The sequence below is a fragment of the Shewanella sp. 30m-14 genome, from assembly GCF_052977125.1.
Map to the genome: position 1 here is coordinate 157,824 of NZ_JBRILW010000005.1, position 18,793 is coordinate 176,616.

Annotated in this window: 18 protein-coding genes; all 18 read right to left on the reverse strand. The window is 45.3% G+C overall.

Annotated features, from left to right (window positions below):
* Positions 1 to 178: 178 nt before the first annotated feature.
* The 18 genes from ACVBIU_RS05800 to ACVBIU_RS05885 all read right to left on the reverse strand — a co-directional run bounded on the left by ACVBIU_RS05800 (position 179) and on the right by ACVBIU_RS05885 (position 18,792).
* A complete protein-coding gene (locus tag ACVBIU_RS05800) occupies positions 179 to 787 on the reverse strand; it encodes a Maf family protein (RefSeq protein ID WP_447159759.1) in 609 nt (202 codons plus the stop codon).
* Between the two features lie 112 nt (positions 788 to 899).
* Positions 900 to 1,388 carry a rod shape-determining protein MreD gene (gene mreD / locus ACVBIU_RS05805; protein ID WP_447159760.1) on the reverse strand — a complete coding sequence of 163 codons (489 nt, stop codon included), beginning with the start codon at positions 1,386 to 1,388 and terminating at the stop codon, positions 900 to 902.
* The gene (gene mreC / locus ACVBIU_RS05810) at positions 1,385 to 2,272 is read right to left on the reverse strand and encodes a rod shape-determining protein MreC (protein ID WP_447159761.1); all 888 of its coding nucleotides are present in this window, start codon (positions 2,270 to 2,272) and stop codon (positions 1,385 to 1,387) included. The genes mreD and mreC overlap by 4 nt, the downstream gene beginning before the upstream one ends.
* 41 nt (positions 2,273 to 2,313) lie before the next feature.
* Positions 2,314 to 3,363: a rod shape-determining protein gene (locus tag ACVBIU_RS05815; protein ID WP_447159762.1), complete on the reverse strand. Its 1,050-nt coding sequence runs from the start codon at positions 3,361 to 3,363 to the stop codon at positions 2,314 to 2,316.
* A gap of 172 nt (positions 3,364 to 3,535) precedes the next feature.
* A complete protein-coding gene (locus ACVBIU_RS05820; protein ID WP_447163280.1) occupies positions 3,536 to 7,972 on the reverse strand; it encodes a DUF6701 domain-containing protein in 4,437 nt (1,478 codons plus the stop codon).
* Complete coding sequence (locus ACVBIU_RS05825; RefSeq protein ID WP_447163281.1) at positions 7,965 to 8,495, reverse strand: MSHA biogenesis protein MshP; 531 nt, start codon at positions 8,493 to 8,495, stop codon at positions 7,965 to 7,967. The genes ACVBIU_RS05820 and ACVBIU_RS05825 overlap by 8 nt, the downstream gene beginning before the upstream one ends.
* A complete protein-coding gene (locus tag ACVBIU_RS05830; protein ID WP_447163282.1) occupies positions 8,485 to 9,423 on the reverse strand; it encodes a PilW family protein in 939 nt (312 codons plus the stop codon). Before ACVBIU_RS05830 ends, ACVBIU_RS05825 begins: the two co-directional genes overlap by 11 nt.
* Positions 9,423 to 9,998 carry a type IV pilus modification PilV family protein gene (locus ACVBIU_RS05835; protein ID WP_447159766.1) on the reverse strand — a complete coding sequence of 192 codons (576 nt, stop codon included), beginning with the start codon at positions 9,996 to 9,998 and terminating at the stop codon, positions 9,423 to 9,425. The genes ACVBIU_RS05830 and ACVBIU_RS05835 overlap by 1 nt, the downstream gene beginning before the upstream one ends.
* Positions 9,985 to 10,470: a pilus assembly FimT family protein gene (locus tag ACVBIU_RS05840; RefSeq protein ID WP_447163283.1), complete on the reverse strand. Its 486-nt coding sequence runs from the start codon at positions 10,468 to 10,470 to the stop codon at positions 9,985 to 9,987. Before ACVBIU_RS05840 ends, ACVBIU_RS05835 begins: the two co-directional genes overlap by 14 nt.
* A gap of 344 nt (positions 10,471 to 10,814) precedes the next feature.
* Positions 10,815 to 11,336 (reverse strand): type II secretion system protein, encoded by a 522-nt coding sequence (locus ACVBIU_RS05845; protein WP_447163284.1) that lies wholly within the window; start codon positions 11,334 to 11,336, stop codon positions 10,815 to 10,817.
* 26 nt (positions 11,337 to 11,362) lie between these two features.
* A complete protein-coding gene (locus ACVBIU_RS05850; protein WP_447163285.1) occupies positions 11,363 to 11,878 on the reverse strand; it encodes a type II secretion system protein in 516 nt (171 codons plus the stop codon).
* 26 nt (positions 11,879 to 11,904) lie between these two features.
* Positions 11,905 to 12,426 carry a type II secretion system protein gene (locus ACVBIU_RS05855; protein ID WP_447163286.1) on the reverse strand — a complete coding sequence of 174 codons (522 nt, stop codon included), beginning with the start codon at positions 12,424 to 12,426 and terminating at the stop codon, positions 11,905 to 11,907.
* 63 nt (positions 12,427 to 12,489) lie between these two features.
* Positions 12,490 to 13,098: a type II secretion system protein gene (locus ACVBIU_RS05860; protein ID WP_447159771.1), complete on the reverse strand. Its 609-nt coding sequence runs from the start codon at positions 13,096 to 13,098 to the stop codon at positions 12,490 to 12,492.
* Between the two features lie 69 nt (positions 13,099 to 13,167).
* A complete protein-coding gene (locus ACVBIU_RS05865) occupies positions 13,168 to 13,659 on the reverse strand; it encodes a hypothetical protein (RefSeq protein ID WP_447159772.1) in 492 nt (163 codons plus the stop codon).
* Positions 13,660 to 13,695: 36 nt separating this feature from the next.
* Positions 13,696 to 14,916 (reverse strand): type II secretion system F family protein, encoded by a 1,221-nt coding sequence (locus ACVBIU_RS05870; RefSeq protein WP_447159773.1) that lies wholly within the window; start codon positions 14,914 to 14,916, stop codon positions 13,696 to 13,698.
* A 2-nt stretch (positions 14,917 to 14,918) separates the two neighbouring features.
* Positions 14,919 to 16,652, reverse strand: a complete 1,734-nt coding sequence (locus ACVBIU_RS05875; RefSeq protein ID WP_447163287.1) for a GspE/PulE family protein — start codon at positions 16,650 to 16,652, stop codon at positions 14,919 to 14,921.
* Positions 16,652 to 17,887 (reverse strand): tetratricopeptide repeat protein, encoded by a 1,236-nt coding sequence (locus ACVBIU_RS05880; protein WP_447163288.1) that lies wholly within the window; start codon positions 17,885 to 17,887, stop codon positions 16,652 to 16,654. The genes ACVBIU_RS05875 and ACVBIU_RS05880 overlap by 1 nt, the downstream gene beginning before the upstream one ends.
* Positions 17,884 to 18,792, reverse strand: a complete 909-nt coding sequence (locus tag ACVBIU_RS05885) for an ExeA family protein (RefSeq protein ID WP_447163289.1) — start codon at positions 18,790 to 18,792, stop codon at positions 17,884 to 17,886. Before ACVBIU_RS05885 ends, ACVBIU_RS05880 begins: the two co-directional genes overlap by 4 nt.
* Position 18,793 lies beyond the last annotated feature (1 nt).

The following is an 18,793-nucleotide window of genomic DNA, read 5'->3' on the forward strand; positions in this document are numbered from 1 at the left end:
CGAATCGACTTCTACTCACAACTCACCCCACTTAGGGAAATAGCTAATTTAAAAAGGATTTGGCGTAGATCGTGATCTAGCTAAACAGAGGTAAAATACCGATTAGCCAGTTAAAGTCTGCAAAGAATGATGTTTTATAGCTTGGCAATTAAGGCCTATTTATTACGCTATTTTATGGCTATAAAATTTGCATCTCACACAATAACGCGCGGGTTTCTACCAAAGGTAACCCGACTACCGCGGAATAACTTCCCTCGATAGCTTCAACAAAACTTCCACCCAAACCTTGGATCCCGTATGCACCGGCTTTATCCATCGGCTCACCCGTTGCGATATAAGCTAAGATATCCGCCTGGGTTAGCTGGCAAAACTGCACCTTAGTTTTAACCAGGCGACTCACCGTCTTGGTGCCATCAGTTAACGCCACAGCAGTCATCACTTGATGCTGCAATCCTGACAGACTTGCCAATATTTGCGCCGCATCGGCTTCATCTTTTGGCTTGCCTAAAATGATGTCGCCTTGCACTACGATAGTGTCAGAACCTAACACTACAGCCTGGTTATCGGCGCCACTTTCCGCCCTATATAGCGCTAATCCTGCGAGTGCTTTCTCTTCAGCAAGTCTTAACACAAACGCTTCAGCAGACTCTCCTGCTTGATGACTTTCGTCAATATCCGCCGCTAAAATCTCGAACTCGAATGGACTCGCACTGTTAGTGTTCAAAAAACCTAACTGGCCTAACAATTCTTTACGACGAGGCGAGCCCGAGGCAAGTACTAACTTCATAATGAGTACCTTTTTTAAGATTCTAGCTGAGCTAACTTATTCTAGTGATTAACTTAAAGTCATAAGCTAACGTCATAAGCTAACGAAGAAAATAACCTAAAACCAATTGTTGCTATCTGACCTTATAAAGACGTCTTACACGGCGTAAAATCCAAAAGATCCACGGCCACATCACAAGGCTAGAAAGTGCTGGATAGAACAAACTAATATCGAAAACGGCGGAGTCGCTAACAAATTGCACCCAAAATACCACTAGGTTATAAAGTGCCACCTGCATAGCCACCAGCAGCGACTGTTGCCACATAGGGAAGTTACGTAAGCGCTGAAAATGCAGTACCACCACATATACGACGACTGACATAGCAAACGCACGGATCCCTAATGTGGCCCCGAGCAAGATGTCTAGCATCACACCCAGCACCCATGCCGTGAGAATATTGTATCGGTGAGGCAGCGCCATCGCCCAATAGATAATGACCAGCAATAACCAGTCGGGACGCCATGCTTCTACCAAGTCTGGCAGTGGCATGATTTGAAACAGCATCGCCACTAATAGGCTTAACCAAACGACCCAGCGGCCATTTGCCACATGTAAACTCATTGTGTGACCTCTTGACTCGCCTTAACCGCTTCTTCGACACCCTCAGGCGGCGTGAGTTCAGCACTGTCAGATTCAATATCTGGCCAAAGTAATAATAAATAACGAATTCTATCTAATGCGGCTAACGGCTGAGCAACGACGGTAGCATAGTTCTTACCATCGTCTTTTTCGACGCTGATCACTCGAGCCACCGGGTAGCCCTCAGGAAAACGCTTGCCTAAGCCTGATGACACCAGAAGATCGCCAACCCGCACATCAGTACTCTTAGCCACATGCCTGAGCTCTAATTCATCGAGCACACCAGTGCCGACAGCCATAAGGCGCACATCATTACGGGTAATTCGTACCGGAATACCATGGGTGGTATCTGAAAGCAGCAGTACTCGGCTAGTGAGCTCGCTCACCTGCACCACCTGGCCGACAACACCTTGAGCATCAACCACAGGTTGACCGACAAATGTGCCACTGCGTGATCCATGGTTTAGTACTACATATTGGTGAAAAGGATCGCTGGCGACTTCCATCACCTCAGCAACGACCTTCTTCGCATCCATATGTACCGGAGATCCCAGTAAACCACGTAGACGATCGTTTTCTTGACGCAAATGTTCAAATCGCTGTAAACGCTCACTCATCAGCAGTTGATGACGTAATAATTCTTTATTTTGTTTCGCGAGCATGTTTCGCGTTGCCAAACTTTCAGCAGAAAGATCGAGTAATGCACCAGGAATATTAGCGACATACTGCAACGGACTTAATAACGAAGAGAGGGAGTTACGCACAGGTTCAAGCCTGTCATTAGCGACAAGCAGGATCACCGACATGATAACAGCCAGTGTTAATCTAAATTGATTGGAAATACCGCGAGCAAAAATAGGCTTCATAACAAACTAGGGCGGTTCAATACCGCCCTTTTTAACCGTGGTTAGTTTTCTTCAGAGAACAGGTCGCCGCCATGCATATCGATCATCTCTAAAGCTCTACCGCCGCCACGAGCAACACACGTTAATGGATCTTCTGCGATCATTACCGGAATACCCGTTTCTTGCATCAGTAATCTGTCTAGGTCACGTATAAGTGCACCACCGCCAGTTAACACCATACCGCGCTCTGAAATATCCGATGCCAATTCTGGTGGAGACTGCTCTAGCGCAACCATTACGGCACTGACAATACCCGATAGTGGCTCTTGTAGCGCCTCTAGGATTTCGTTGCTGTTTAGCGTAAAGCTACGTGGTACACCTTCAGCAAGGTTACGACCGCGTACTTCAATCTCTAGTACTTCATCGCCTGGGTACGCGGTACCGATTGTGTGCTTGATACGTTCTGCTGTTGCTTCACCAATCAAGCTACCGTAGTTACGACGTACATAGTTGATAATCGCATCATCAAACTTGTCACCACCGATACGCACTGAAGATGAGTAAACCACACCGTTTAGCGAGATAATCGCAACTTCTGTAGTACCACCCCCGATATCAACAACCATAGAACCTGTTGCTTCAGAAACCGGAAGACCGGCACCGATTGCAGCAGCCATTGGCTCTTCAATCAAATACACTTCACGCGCACCAGCGCCCATTGCCGATTCACGGATTGCACGACGTTCAACTTGCGTTGCACCCACTGGCACACACACTAGAACACGAGGGCTTGGACGAAATACGCTATTGTTATGAACTTGCTTGATAAAATGCTGTAGCATTTTTTCTGTGACATAAAAGTCGGCGATAACACCGTCTTTCATTGGACGAATTGCTTGAATGTTTCCAGGCGTACGACCTAGCATCTGCTTAGCTTCAGTACCGACGGCCGCAACCGACTTCTGACCAGAACCGTTTCGCTCTCCACGAATGGCAACGACTGATGGTTCGTTTAGCACTATGCCTTCTTCACGGACATAAATTAGTGTATTTGCTGTACCTAAATCGATCGAAAGATCATTAGAAAAAATGCCGCGTAGCTTCTTGAACATGTAACCAGCCTGTCTCAGTGGAGTCGTAGAAAAAAGAAATCAGGTAACTTTATCATGCTTCTTAAAATCCACAAGACCACAGAGGTTAACAATTGCTAATGAAACGCTGTTTTTTGCGATCTTCTACCAAAAGAGCGAGTCAATAACTTGTCTCGCCCCCTGTTACTGACATTTAGTTAACTTCTCGCCAATAAATAATCCGGTCATGACCTCGATAAGTACCAAAGTAAGCCGTTGCTCGAGGGTCTTGCAGGCCGGTATTTCCATCATAATTCCAATACCACTGTAGCCATTTATCAACATGCTGCTGTAAGAGCACCTCGCCATCGCTATTAGGTGCTGGCAAATAAATAAAGCTTTTACCTAACTCTATAGTACCGGCTTTTCCGGTTCCCCCTGATTGAGTAAAACCTTGCACTAACTCAAGCCCTGCATCTGGTTTTAAATTCAAGCCTGTATCTGCTGACTCTGTGGCTGTGGTCGTATCGAAAACCGAGCAGCTGTCACTAGTATTAGTCACCCACTGCGCTTTACCATCAACATTAGCAGCCACATATTGAGTACTTACCTCAACTCGCAACTCTTCCGATGAGGGGCCGTAAGCATTTTGCTTCACAAATCGACCATAGCGCATAGCAAAACTCTCGTCTTTGCCAATATCATCAAAGCTAAAGCCGATACAGGCACCAGATGCGGAGTCTTGATAACAAATTGCGTCGATATCGGTGACATCGGTCTTAGAAAGGTCTAAATCAAACTGCGCATTAAATGGCACAGCTAATGAGGCCGTACGGACATAATGCAGCTCTGATCCCTTTAGATAAGCCCTTTGAACACTGTTAGTATCATTAATAGGGTAGTAATCAACAACGCCAGAAATCGGTGTTTCATCTGCTATTTGCAGCGCTACACCATTAAACGAAGTGGCGCCTGAGGTATCGCTATAACTGCGATCCAGCCATTGCTTCCCCTTATAGCGCCACCAATCACCAATTTGGTAATTATTAGTTATCGCCCCGCTCTTACTTTTACCGACAATAGACAAGGTTGGCTCTTTACCCGTTAAGAAGCCAAACGGCTGCCCCATATAGGTGAAACTGCCACACTGAGCTTCAAGACTAGGATCATTGCCCGTTAAGGTTAAATAGTAAGGAGAGAAGCGACCAAACGTGTCGCTGCTAGAGTTCGCCTCAGCAATCGTCGCGCCGAGGTAATTAACTTCGCCATCAAGCATAATGCTTATCGCGCCCACCTCAGAATAAGTCTGATTGGTCACTTTCAATGGTGCACTGTTAGTCTTGGTAAAGTTTAAGCCTGTGAGCCCCAGACCTCCAAGTCCTCCATCTTTATCATCCCCATTAGTGACTAATGGCGCTTGTAGCACAGGCTTAATGTTTAAGTCTGAAAATTGGAAATTTTTAAGTGCAGGGCGATCCTTATAGGTCGCCCCGTTATCAACGCCACACACCGCTTTTACATTCATCTTAAAATCAGCGCCAGCTTTAGCAAACAAGTCACAACTTGCACCGCTGCAACCATTAGTGCCGGAATCATTAAAAAAATGGAATCCATCGGGCTTAGAGACAAACTGCTCACTATGTTCAAGCACTAAGGTCTCGCTCGTGCTGCCATCGGGAGAACTAATCGTTTCAGTAAGCGTTGCTGCAAGCTCAACTTTACCCGCTTCAGGGTAGTTCACATTAAGTAGCGCCTTACCGTTGGCATCAAAATGTACTTGTAGCTGTTGACTTGCCCCGCCTGTAATCTCTTTACTCGCCGTTGGCGAATTGAGACTGTTAATGGTCAGCTTGGCCGCTTCATTTATCCCTGATGAATCGGGGGTAATGTAATTAAATGCCATTGAAATCGGTTTTGTTTTGTTGGCAAATAGCGGTACACATTGCTGAGTGGTTTGATCTTTTTTAACCGCGAACAGCTCGAAGTTATTTGAATTTTTACAGGCTGTAGAATCATCGATATTAAAGTAGATGCCGCTATCTTCAAAGTTCAATTGGCATTGACTGTTGGCAACAAAACTTCCATCGATATAACAGCTGTAGTTAGCCGTCGGCAAGGTCGAGCTTAACCCAAGCGTGACCAAGCCACCCTGAGGGTGCCACAACTCTGTTGTTGTGTTGCCGGTAAAGGTTTCACGAGTATAACTGGTATTGTTTTTCGTCAGCGTCACAGAAGCGGGATCGCTAAGTAAAGATGTACAGTCTGGATTAGCACATGCCTGAAGGGTGATTGATTTAGCCGCGCAGCTAAGCGCGCCAGAATCAAAGTTAATTCGATAATGATTAACGGCTGGCGCGTCTGGCGCATACTCAAAGGCAAAGTAACCAATACTCTCAGCTAGATGGCTGCGCTCATCATCTCGCTGCTGATCTTCATCTATCGCAAAGCTCACCTGATTGTTAAAACTCTCTTTAGTGCAGCGTCTTACCCAACCGCCATCACCACCACGACGTTGATTTTTATTGGCGATAGTTAAGGGTTGGTCAAAATAGGTTTGCTGATAGTTGTTATTAAAAGCGCACTGCTGACTCAGTGTTCGAGTTGAACTACCATTGCCATGATTTAAGCCGTTGGCAAACTCGTACTTTAAGCTTTCACCATTAACCGTCATCACGCCTTTACCCACACCAGCAACATAGCCTAAAAGTTCTGGGCGAGTGATCCCCGAGCTCATTTCAGAGCCTTCAATAGCGATATCAAACTGTGAGCCATCGGTATCAACATTATTAATAACCGTGGTTATAAAACGATTATTGTTATGGGTTAAGACTTGACCAATCATTGCTGGATGGAGCCCAAAATCATGCTCAAATTCGATATTCTCGTAACCCCGACCTGAGCTTGGCAGATTTTTACCTTGATACAACTCGGTTGATATCGATCCCGCCTGCAGTGCCTTGCCTCTTTCTAGAAAACGGTAACCTTGCTCCATCACAAAATAATCGATTTTATCCATTTTTTTATCTAGCACTTGCGAGGAGCCTGAGTTCACCTGCTTAATGGAGGCATTACTCGAGCTAAGACTATCGACTGTTACTGTAGAGGAGTGGTCAGCATTGGCATCGCTGCCATCAATCGTTGGCATAACCATGATGACAGGAGCTGTAGAATAAGTATTATCAAAATTGATAACCGCATTGCCGTTGGCATCAAGCTCGGCGCGGCCAAACTCAAACTGCGGCGCCGGACAAGTCAGCAACTGGCTCGACGGAACTATCTCAAAGCTATTTGAAGAGGGAGGTTGCCAATACAATCTAAAGGCTTCTGCGCCAAAGGTCTCATGAAACCTAAGCTCAATAGTATGAGCGCCTTGCTCTAATGAAACTTTACCTTGGTATCGAGTGCAATCACAGGTCGCGTGGACACCATAAAAACCGGTGATAACCTCGCCATCTATCAATAACTCAATTGCATCATCGCCATCAATGGCAAAGGTGTATTCACCGGTTTCAGGTGCATCGATGTAGCCTTCAAATATACCTAAATACAGGTCTTGATCGGCTGCAGCGTTTGAATGGGGGTTAATACCATTGCCTTTCTGATTTAAGTTTGTCTCGACAGATTCGCCAATCTGATAGCGAGTTTTACTCACTGAATTAACTAATTCCAGAAATTCATTGTTATTTGCCGGGCTATAATTATCCGAATACCAACTTCGCGCATCATAGGTGCGATAAGTTAAGCCTTGAATATTATTCTGCTCTGCAGGGCACTGAGGGATAACTGCCGGCTTTGTAACATCAATATCGCAGTTCGGTACTAAATCAATTAAACCTGCACGGCCATCGAACTGCACCCAACCATCATCAGCAATGCTGATATAATCAGAAGTAACAGCACCTTCAACTCTTGCCTCATCACTAAAGATTAAATCACCTTCAGAGACAATATGACCACGCAGATAAGCGCCTTCTGCTAAATCAATATCTGAATAACCATAAAGCATAAACAGTTCTGAGCGATAAGGCAGTATACGGTTGTACTGAACAAAGTGGTTTTTAACAAAGAGGCTTACGGTACCATTTGGGGGAAATGTAACATTGACTCCCTCTGCTATCTGTAAATCATCGATCCAGTACTGTCCAGGAGCAAAATCTAAAGTACCGTCCTGAACGTTTAACGATTTAATTTTATAAACGCCATCGTCGTCATTAGCGCTAAACTTTACTGTGTGATAGTAATAATATGAAGAAATAGTGTCGTACTCACCTTCAGCTACTTCGATAACATAATTAACCGCATCTGACGGACCTAAATTCCTATTACTAGTTGAAGCGCACTGCGCAAAAGGGATCCTGTCACTGGGTAGCTCTGCTGTATATCGACCCGCCTTACACTTTTTTGAATTGCCATTAGAGGGGACACAAGCAGACTTGGCAGGATCCGTCACTGAGTAAGATGGAAGATTACCATTCGTCGGAGAATTGAAGAGCTTAGAGCCACTATGAAATCGTATTTGTCCGGAACTCGTATAAGAGTTCACTCCCTGTTTAAAGGTGTCCTCCCAATCAGCCGCCCACACAGCACAAGTTAACAATAACGTGATAGAAATTGATAACACGAGCTGGTTAAAGAATTTAAATCTAATCACGGGCTTCAACCTCCACTTGACGACTCACGCGAATGCAACTGGCATCGCTATTAGTGCCTGAGTCACATTGCCCGGTACTGCAAGTGCCTGTGCTGGTAACGAGGTATTGGGTCATATTATTTTGCGGTAATGTTGTTGTTATCGCAGAGCAGGTCATCACTACAGTGCAGCCGTTAAAGCCCACGAGTCCAGTTGCAGTACCAATATTCCACGTAGTTTGAGCATCACAACTACCGCTACTGCCATCAACTGGAAACAAAGTGGCTAAAGCGCGATCGGCGCCGGTGTTTGCTGCAGCAAAGGCGCGTGTTCCCCAGACTTCAAGGCTGATATCTTGGTCAGCATCATCTAAGACATTAATCAATGTCGCAGCCAGTAAAAACATCACTGTGATAATGAAAACACCTATAACCAAGGCGCTACCGCGCTGCCTAGAGCAATTAATAGAGCGCCTAGAGCAATTAATAGAACTCATAGAGATAGGCTTACGACGAGTGGGCAAAAGCATTTGGTTACGGGACATTAATCACCTGCACTTGATGATGATATTGAAACGTTTGCCCTTGCACATTAAACAGTGGGCTTAAGTGAACCATAGCGTTGTTTCTAAGCGTGCCAGGGGTATAAGCAATAGGGCTGTTGTTAGCTATGGTATTGACTATATCTTCTGCCATCAATATCCCTGTGCCCATATCATTAGGTGCAGGTTGTAAACTTGGATGGTTAAAGCCGTAATCCGTATAGCGTTTTAATAAGCTCAACTCGGAAGTGACCTGCTCGAAACAATAGCTCACCGCATCTTTCACGCCAAAATAACGCTGCCTTGGTGAGGCGGCATCAAAACGTACTGCACGGCCAAAATCGATACTGAGATCATTCGTTGTTGCATTAGCTGTAATGGCTTTAATGCTAAATAGCTTGCCTTGGGTACCAGCCGCTGAGGTATAAACATCGGCGGGTGATAATGGATAAATCAGCAATAATTGATCCGCCGTTAAAGGGGCGCTGGCGGCTGATTGCATTGCAGTACCACTGCTCACTGCTGAAGCTGGCGCGATAGGCATATCGATATAAGATGCACTAGAGATAATCGGCATCATCTCGATACATTGCCAAGCACCATCACCGCTATCGCGAACTCGAATGCTGTTTGGTGCTGTATTACGGATCTCTCGGGTCATGCGCTCAATAGCAAATCGGCTTTGACTCATCACCTTGTCGACCGAGGTGGCATCGATAAATATCCGTGTACCAAAAATAAGAAAGCTACTGACTCCAAGCACTAATACACCGAGGATAATCACCACTGTGACCATCTCCACCAAGGTGAAACCGCTATTTTTGAGTTGCTTAAGTTGCTTAAGTTGAGTTAGCTGAGTTAGCTGAGACTGATTTAATTGAGTTCGTTGACTCAATTTCGACCTCGAAGCTGGGCGTATTAACGATTGCATTAATAGTTGCTCCGGATCGCGTTGAAGGTCATCACCTCGCCATTAGGCGTGGTCACATTAATCGTAATAAGCTTGGTATTAAGGCTAGGTAAATTGTTATATGTCACTTCAACGTTAAGGCCATAATTAACATAGCGCTGAGCATAAGTTTCGCTGCTATCAAGCATCAGACTGTTGATATTAAGTCCGTTGTAATCGTCGACATCGTTATAATTATTACGGCTTTCTTCGGCGCCATTAACCTTATCAGGTCCCAAATTGCCTTTGGCTGTACAAGGCTTCCCCGCTGGCAAACCTAACGTAGGCTTTGCTGGTGCGCCGCATGCTGGCACCCCACCATTAGCATTGGTATTTTGATCAAAACGCTTACCCCAGATCTCATTTAAAATAGAATGGGCAAGTTCTGCTGTACGTACTCGATGCAAGGTATCAGCGGCTCTTTCCGCTTGAGGGAATAGCATAGTGCTAAGTAACACAAAGGCGATGCTTATCACCACCATGCCGACAACAAGCTCAACCAAGGTAAAGGCTTTTTGACTGTGCAATTTAAACCTTAAGAATCTATTGCCCATCATGAATATACCCCTCTGACTCTATAGCAAGCAATAGAGTTTCATCGGCAATCACGCTAATGCAATTACCATTGCAGCGCGCACCATTCACTATGGGTACGCCTTGGGCATTAAATTCAATATTGAAACTGCTCGCGCCATTGAGCAAAGCTAAGCTAGCACCACCTTGAAACGTCTGTGGCATATCGGTACGAATGAGAGCGCCTAAACAAGCATTGTTGTAAGCGCCTTGGTAGCGAGAGACTTGATAATTGGTATCGGTGACAGATAAACGGTAGCAGCGATCTTGATTATTCATCGCCATGATCTGCACCTTTCTAAGCTCACTAATAAACTCATCACGTAGGGTAAAAGCACTGTAGCTTGAAGAGGTCAGCAGCCGAGGAATCACCACCACAGCAAGGATGGCAATAAGGATTATCGTCGTCACAAGCTCGACTAGCGTAAAACCTGTGTGGCGCTGCGATCTATGCATTACTCGTCCTGATTGATATGTGCAGTTGTAAGTTGTATTGATTGCCGTTTATTTTTTGCTGCTAAAGCAAACTCACGATCTTTGACGCTAGAATCGAGAGTCTAGGACGCCGCGTTGCGACGGCTAGAGCGGGCTGCGCCCTGCTATAAAAGATGAAACCACAAGCTGGTGTCTAGTCTAGCTTTTCCGGCTTTTCCGGCTTTTCCGGCTTTTCCGGCTTTTCCGGCTTTTCACCATCTTAAACCTGATTTCCCAACAGTTTAATAATTATGGCAAATAAAGCCATCATTAACGCGTTAGATACAAAAAAGGCCTGCTAGGCAGGCCTTTTAAAATCATACTATTTAGCAGTCAGAGGCTGAAGGTAAAGCTAAGAAGCTTGGACCTACTGAAGTACTTGTAGCCTCTGTATAAGTCAACTTACATGCAGCCGGTGCACCTTTCTGCCAAATTTCAACAGACTTAGGTGTTCCTGCAGTATCTTTAATAATCCAATCTGCTGTACCAGAAGTCGCTGTAGGTTTGCCATCAGCACCTGCATCAAACACTACATCTAATGCTTTTTGCAATTCAGTTTGTGTCGCCTGCATATAGCCGTATTGAGTTACAGCCGTTACACCAGGAGCAATGATAACTGCAGGAGGCGGAGTCGCGTCAAAAGCGTCTCTCTCCTCACCAGCAATCGCAGCTTTAGAATATACAAGCGAATTTGAGCCTTGGATTGCCGCTTTCATACCCTGAAGCGCAGATGCACGCGCATCGCCTTGCAGGTTGATAAACTTAGGTGCTGCGGTTACTGCCAAGATACCTAGAATGATGATCACAACCACTAATTCGATTAGCGTAAAACCATTTTGCTTTTGCATTTTCATTTTCTCTTCAACAGGTCCGATTAACAGCCGTTATCTGTAATTACATAAGTTGGAACAGTGCTCGCATCTTTTGCTTGAGTATAAACAAGGTTACAAGCTTTTGCTGGCGGTCCAGTTACAGGGTCTGGAGCACCAGCCTGCGTAATTGTGGCCGTAGCTACGCCACCTACATCAGCAAAAGTCACAATCCAATCAGTATCTGCAGTACCAAAATCAGCATCAACAGCATTATTTAGCTCTGCTAAAGTTGCTTGCAGGTAACCAAAGTTAGTTTGCGCTGGGTCTTCAGCTCCAATTTCTACACCTTCATCAGTAGCCCAAGATGAACCCGCTTTCTTCTCATCACCAGCTAAAGCAGCTTTAGCGAACACTAGGCCGTTAGCGCCTTGAATGGCACCTTTAACACCTTGCAGTGCTGATGCACGCGCGTCACTTTGTAGATTGATAAACTTAGGCGCAGCTGTAACAGCCAAGATACCTAGAATGATAATCACAACCACTAATTCAATTAGGGTAAAACCATTTTGCTTTTGCATTTTCAGTTACTCTTAAATAGATCCGATTAACAGCCAGTGTCTACAATTACATAAGTAGGCGTAGTTGTTGCTGTAGCCTCTGTATATGTTACTTGGCAAGTATTACTGTCATTTGGGGCGTCAACTTGATTGATAACCATAGTTCCTGGAGTACTCGCTGTACCTGCAGTCACGGTGTAAATCCAATCAGCATTGCCTGTTTGTGTAGCAGCTTTGGCTTCAAATGAAGCATCAATAGCAGTATTGAAATCAGTACCTGTTGCTAATAAGTAACCGTAAAGAGTCTTCACATTAATAGGAGCTGCAACCGTTCCGATATTTACATCAGTTCCGGTAATAACACTCGCTCGTTCTTCACCAGCTAAAGCAGCTTTAGCGAACACTAGGCCATTAGCGCCTTGAATGGCACCTTTAACACCTTGCAGTGCTGATGCGCGTGCGTCGCTTTGTAGGTTGATAAACTTAGGCGCTGCTGTAACAGCCAAAATACCAAGAATGATGATCACAACCACTAATTCGATTAGGGTAAAACCATTTTGCTTTTGCATATAAAATTCCTCGATCACGTAACAAATACAACTAACGAATCTACTCGTTAAGTTGTAAAAAATTTAGTCAATAAAACTCGCTACTTGGCCTGAACCTGGGTTGTAAGTCACCCCTTTACCTGCCAAATTGTTCAAATCAGACAAATCCCCAGACGGTATTCCCGTTTGTGGATTTAACACGAGTGATGAGGCTAGGTAATACAAACAAACATCAAGATCGCTAACAAGCACGCCATCTATGGTATTTGAGCTACCACCCGCTCCTTTTGCCACGCTCACTACATATCTTGCTTTACGCGCATCTTCTCCTGAAACTACGCTTCTTGGTGAATTTTGTAAAACAAGATCAAACACTTGTTGGCAAGAATTTTGGTCCATGCCTTTTGCATCTGTGTTAGTTGCACCCGTTGGATAACCAAAACGAGTATCGAGTGATACCGTTGTACCATCTAGCAACACGGTATTATTACGACGACCATCGACTTCCCACTGTGAGCGAACAAAGCTCACAGCGGTGCTTAAGCCACCTGCTACGCCGTCGACACTGGCATCTTCAGCATCATCAGTTACGTTTAAAAAACGGGGGATAGCCGTCGCAGCCAACAAACCTAAGATCACTATGACTATGACTAATTCGATAAGGGAGAACCCCTTTTGATACTGTTGTTTCATTTTACCCCCAGTGTTGTATGCGACTATTCTAGCAGTTTGTTAAAATTAGAAAACAGATAATTTCGCTCTTTAGTCGGCCCTAGTCAAAAAAATGACCCGTCCAGAGCTAGTTTGATAGCTAATACTATCGCCAGACTCGCCAATATATCGGCATACTCCTGTATCTAAGTTGAACTCAGTATCAATTTGTTGCACATAACCTTGACCCAACAATTCGGACAATAACTGCTGACAACCAGCAACACTTGTCTCATTCAAAATGGGCCAACCACCAGCAGCCATACGCACTTGCCCCGTGGATGAAACACGATCTTCACTATCTGAGTACCAATCCAACAATAAAACGTCTGGCTTACTACGCATCAGCCATTGTGAGCGCGCCACCGCCATAACATTAAGCAGTCGTGTATGCTCTACCCGAATACTTGGCTGACTAAGCTGCTTAATGCCGCCAAAGTAATGAAAGCCTAAGAAAAATAAAATAATGAGCAAAATAATCAAGGCAATCACTTTGCCATAGATAGTGATCAGCTCTGCTTCTGCTTTTTGTTGGCTAAGCACGTTAACCAGCCCATGCGTTCATTGACAATGACTTCACTAGCGCCCACCTTTAACGACATTGAGCATGTCCCACATAGGTAGGTAAATACCCAGTGCTAGCACCAATACAATACAGGCAACAAAGCCAATCAGAATGGGTTCTAACTTGGCGGTTAAGTTTTTAAGATCGTAGTCCACTTCACCTTCGTAAAAGTCAGCCGCATCATTTAACAACTGATCAATTTGACCGGTCTCTTCACCTACTGCCACCATCTGTAGTACAAGAGGCGTAAATAGCTGACTGTTATTCGATACTCTTAGCATCGACTCGCCTGACTCGATACCACGGCGCATACCCACAATACTGTCGTGCATATAGGCATTATCTACGGCGTCAGCAACAAGACTCAATGCTTGCGTCATTGGCACGCCTGCACTCAACATCATTGAAAAGCTGCGGCAATAGCGCGATAGCGTTGAACGTTCGATAATACTGCCAACTATGGGGATATTTAACTTCCATCTATCCCACTGCTTCTCGCCTTTTTCAGAGTTATGCCAATAACGAATGCCCACGAAACTCGCAACAATAACCAGGATCATCGCAGGCCAGTAATTAACGAAAATATTTGATGTATTAATTAACAGTTTAGTCGCCCATGGCAGATCGGCACCAAAACGCGAGAACATTTCTGCAAACTTGGGGATCACCATGATGTTTAAGATAACCATGGCTATCGCGATCGCTATTAAGACAAATATCGGGTAACGCATCGCCGCTTTAATCCGTCTGCGGGTTTCCTGCTCGCGTTCGATATAACCCGACAACTGAATAAAGGCGTCTTCAAGCTTACCGGTGTTTTCACCCACATGAACCATAGAGACAAACAGTGCATCGAATACATCGGGATGCTGATTCATCGCTGATGATAGAGGGCGACCTGAGGTCAACTGTGCTGAAATATCATCGAGCGCCTCTTTCATGCGCACTGAATGCGTCGTTTCCGAAAGCCCTGCGATCGCTCTTAAGATCGGGATCCCTGAACGAGTCAAGGAGTACATCTGCCGAGTAAATATCTGCAGTTCTTCTAAGGCGACCTTACCTTTAAATAAAGACTTTAAGTCAAACTCTTTAGCTTCTTTCGCTAATACTAGCTCCAAGGGGATCACGCCACGAGACATCAGTTGATCGGCAGCCGCACTCTCTGAGCTAGCATCAACTTGCCCTTTTATCTGCTCACCTTGAGCGCTTCGACCGCGGTACTGATATGTAGGCATGTTTAAGCCTCACCCAAATCTAATGAATTATCGCTAACATCTTCAACCAACTTGGCGACCTCTTCTATGGTCGTCATGCCCTGTGCTAAATATTTTAGGGCCGACTTTGCAAGCGGAGTAAAGTTTGGACTCTGGTAAGCTGCGTGAGTAAAGTCTTGTGGGTTACCACTACGCATCGCCTCAATCATAGGCTCATCAAGCTCTAAGATCTCAAACACACCAATACGGCCGCGATAACCACTGCCATTACAGCTTTGACAACCCGTACCTATTTTAAATGTGGCTTGTGAGTAATCGAGCTGACTCACGCTAGATAGCCAGGCCTTATCTTGGGCGCTGAGATGGTAGTCGATGGCGCAGTTTTGGCACACACGGCGCACTAATCGCTGAGCAATGATGACTCTTAGCGCGCTCGCCACTAAGTAGCTTGCAGCCCCCATATCGAGCAAACGCAGTGCACTGGTTACCGCATCGTTAGTATGCAGAGTCGACAGTACAAAGTGACCGGTTAATGCACCACGTAGACCAATTTCTACCGTTTCTTGGTCACGCATCTCACCGACCATAATGATGTCGGGATCTTGTCGTAACGTGGTTCTAAGTACATTAGAAAAATCGAGGCCAATTTTATGATTAACTTGAACCTGATTAATACGAGGTAACTGATATTCTACTGGATCTTCGACCGTAATGATCTTGCGATCTGCGGTGTTAAGCTCGCTCAACACGCCGTAAAGAGTGGTAGTTTTACCGCTACCAGTAGGCCCGGTAACCAGTAACATTCCGTGAGGACGCTTGATTTGACGACGGATCCTCGCCAGCATTTCTGGCGGCATACCCGTTTCGTTTAGTGTCAGTAGACCTGCAGATTGATCCAGCAAACGCATCACCACAGACTCACCGTGGTAGATCGGCATTGTCGACATACGTACGTCAATCTTATGCCCTTTAATTTCCATGTGAAAACGGCCATCTTGAGGCAATCGCTTCTCGGAAATATCTAAGCCTGCCATCAACTTTAAACGCAATACTAATGCCGCTGCGATGCTGACTTCAGGCAAAATATTCTCATGTAACTGACCGTCGATACGCTGACGAATGCGTAACGTTTTTTCACCTGGCTCAATATGAATATCTGATGCTCGCATCTGCACTGCATCTTCAAAGATGGACTGTAGCAGTTTAACAACCGTGGTTTCGTTGTCGCTATCACCCTCGGTCAAACTGCCCAGATCAAATAGATCATCAGCGGCGTATTCTTCTTCCAGCCTACCCGCTATTTGCGCAATTTCATCGGTACGTCGATAGAGATTATCAAACGCATCCAATAGCTGCTCTTCAGTCACAACCGCAATTGAAATACTCTTAGGCGCTAGCAACAGTTCTAAGTTATCCATGGCCTGTAGATCGGCAGGATCGCTCATAGCGATTAGCACGCTGTCACCCTTATCTTCGACAACTAAGGCGCGATATCGACGAGCCTGCACCTCAGGCAGTAAGCTAACCACTTCGGTAGCGATGGCACGCTTACTAATATCGAGGAAGGGAATGTTGAGCTGATGCGACAAAAACTGCAGTAGTTGCTGCTCAGTGATCGATGACAAGTCAATTAGCGTGCGCCCAAGTTTCTTTCCCGTATTTCGCTGTTCGCTTAATGCTTGCTGTAATTGCGCTTCTGAAATGATGTGCTCTTGAACAAGCAGATCACCTAATCGCATCTTTAACTTAGGTTTCACTAGTACGCTCCTAACTGCAGCAATCGATTATCTACATAAACTTTAGCCTGCGCTGATAGATTGCCTTGCGACAAGGCTTGGTTGTAAGCCAACTTTGCCTCGGTATATTGTTGCTGGGCATCTAACGCATAACCTAACCCCATCCACCAGCGCCCTTGATTAGGTTCACTCTTGGCTAGCTGCCTAAAACTTTGCTCGGCAACGGGATAATCCTTCTGCTTTTGAGCTAAATCACTTTGCTGATGCCACTTTTTTATCGCTAAATCACTGGTGTTTGGGATCAGCGCTAAGCTTTTAAGTGCTTGCTCATTTTGCCCCCCCGCCTGCAGGACCCGCGCTAATAACAATGAAAACTCGTATTCTTGTGGGAATAACAGCTGACCTTGCTCTAATAGCTTCGCCGCTTGGGCTAATTTATTTTGGCCATAATATAAGGCTGCCGCCTGTCTTCTAGCCTGGTGCAACGCAGGGTTATACATCAGCGCTGCTTCGTAATAAGTTAAGGCATCCAGGTGCTGACCTTGCTGCTGTGCGTCGGTTGCCAACATCATCTGCTTTTTGGCAAGCTGCTCGGCAGACAGCTTCACCTCTTTGACTGCCATATTGCCGCCGCTATACAATTCGCTCGAACGTTTGCTGGCTGGTGCGATATTCATCTGTGAGGGCGACGCTGCAAGCTCATTGGCACTATCTGTTTGCTTAAACTTAACCTTAGCTTCATCCTTAACCTTAGGTTCGCGCTTCGCAACTACCTGTGCTGGTGTTTCGATTGGCTGTGCCGCCTTGGACTCAAAATCTTCTGCTATAGGACTCGCTATGGTTGAGGTTTCTACTGTTGATGCTATCTGAGCCGGTTCTATTAATTTAGACCCAGCTTTAACTTCAGCTTTAACTTCAGGTTTAGTCTCAAGCTTAATTTCAAGCTGCTCTGCAGTTATCGTTTTAGCAACCTCGGCCTTACCCTCTGCTGTTTTCACAGCCTCAGTATTTGTTGCTAATGGCTGAATATCGGCTTGATTAGCATTCAGTCCTAACCCTGGATCTGACGGCAACGACCCCGTCGCTAAAAAGACCACTAAGCCACCGATAAATAGAGACAATATACTTGTTAGCACCAAAGCTCGCTTCGGTGTTGAATTCACTTTGTGTGCGATGGGCGACGTAGCCATACTTTCGAGGCCGTGAGGCTGTTGGCGCTTATCTAAATCTTTGAGCATTTTGTTGATTACGCTCATATTACGCCTCCTTTAAACCAATAAAATAAACTGACTGAAATGCCTGTTATCACAGCTAGAGCTATAGTCCATTTAACCGCTAAACCTTGATTGTTTGTAGCATCACTTGTATCTGCGATGGCGGCATCGACATGATGTCGCTCAATTTTGGCTCTACCTTCCCCGAAAGCTACCAATAACGCTTTATGGGACAACACATTAATCAAGCGTGGGATCCCTCTGGCCGCCTTTGCAATACGCTTCGCATAGAGCTCACTGAATAGATATCCATTTTCACTGCCCGCGACACTCAACCGGTGTTGAATATAGGCAGCAGATTCATCAAGCGTTAATGGACGTAAGCAATAGCTAAAAGTGATCCTTTGCCTTAGCTGCCTAAATTTGTTTTGCGCCAAACGTTCATCGAGCTCTGGTTGGGCAAATAACACCACCTGCAGTAACTTACGGCTTTCGGTTTCTAAGTTAGTAAATAAGCGTAGCGCTTCAAGACTTTCATCTGGTAAAGCCTGCGCTTCATCGAGCACTAAAATAATCGAGTGGCCGTGTGCGCTTAGTGCCATAAGTTGTTGCTGAATTAGGCCTGTTAACTGTTGCTGATCTATTTGGCTTGAATGCTTTAGACCAAGCTCCATCGCCACAGCCCAGCGTAATTCATCAGGCGTTAAGTAAGGATTAGGCAGATACGCACAATGAAAACGTTCAGGTAGATCGTTCATCAGCTTACGGCATATGAGTGTCTTACCCGTTCCGACCTCACCAGTAACTTTTATAAAGCCCTCACCAGTCTGTAACGCTGTTTGCAGCACTTGTAAGGCTTCTACGTGCGGGGCAAGGCCAAAGAAGAATCCCGTATTCGGTGTAAGTGAAAACGGGACTTCTGTTAAGCCAAAATGCTGCAGATACAAG

Excerpts from the sequence above, each read along its gene's own strand:
- ACVBIU_RS05855 (WP_447163286.1), bottom strand. The coding sequence starts at position 12,426 with ATGCAAAAGCAAAATGGTTTTACCCTAATCGAATTAGTGGTTGTGATC.
- ACVBIU_RS05825 (WP_447163281.1), bottom strand. The coding sequence starts at position 8,495 with ATGTCCCGTAACCAAATGCTTTTGCCCACTCGTCGTAAGCCTATCTCT.
- mreD (WP_447159760.1), bottom strand. The coding sequence starts at position 1,388 with ATGAGTTTACATGTGGCAAATGGCCGCTGGGTCGTTTGGTTAAGCCTA.
- ACVBIU_RS05835 (WP_447159766.1), bottom strand. The coding sequence starts at position 9,998 with ATGATGGGCAATAGATTCTTAAGGTTTAAATTGCACAGTCAAAAAGCC.
- ACVBIU_RS05880 (WP_447163288.1), bottom strand. The coding sequence starts at position 17,887 with ATGAGCGTAATCAACAAAATGCTCAAAGATTTAGATAAGCGCCAACAG.
- ACVBIU_RS05860 (WP_447159771.1), bottom strand. The coding sequence starts at position 13,098 with ATGAAACAACAGTATCAAAAGGGGTTCTCCCTTATCGAATTAGTCATA.
- ACVBIU_RS05815 (WP_447159762.1), bottom strand. The coding sequence starts at position 3,363 with ATGTTCAAGAAGCTACGCGGCATTTTTTCTAATGATCTTTCGATCGAT.
- ACVBIU_RS05845 (WP_447163284.1), bottom strand. The coding sequence starts at position 11,336 with ATGCAAAAGCAAAATGGTTTTACGCTAATCGAATTAGTGGTTGTGATC.
- mreC (WP_447159761.1), bottom strand. The coding sequence starts at position 2,272 with ATGAAGCCTATTTTTGCTCGCGGTATTTCCAATCAATTTAGATTAACA.
- ACVBIU_RS05830 (WP_447163282.1), bottom strand. The coding sequence starts at position 9,423 with ATGCAATCGTTAATACGCCCAGCTTCGAGGTCGAAATTGAGTCAACGA.
- ACVBIU_RS05800 (WP_447159759.1), bottom strand. The coding sequence starts at position 787 with ATGAAGTTAGTACTTGCCTCGGGCTCGCCTCGTCGTAAAGAATTGTTA.
- ACVBIU_RS05840 (WP_447163283.1), bottom strand. The coding sequence starts at position 10,470 with ATGCATAGATCGCAGCGCCACACAGGTTTTACGCTAGTCGAGCTTGTG.
- ACVBIU_RS05870 (WP_447159773.1), bottom strand. The coding sequence starts at position 14,916 with ATGCCTACATATCAGTACCGCGGTCGAAGCGCTCAAGGTGAGCAGATA.
- ACVBIU_RS05850 (WP_447163285.1), bottom strand. The coding sequence starts at position 11,878 with ATGCAAAAGCAAAATGGTTTTACCCTAATTGAATTAGTGGTTGTGATT.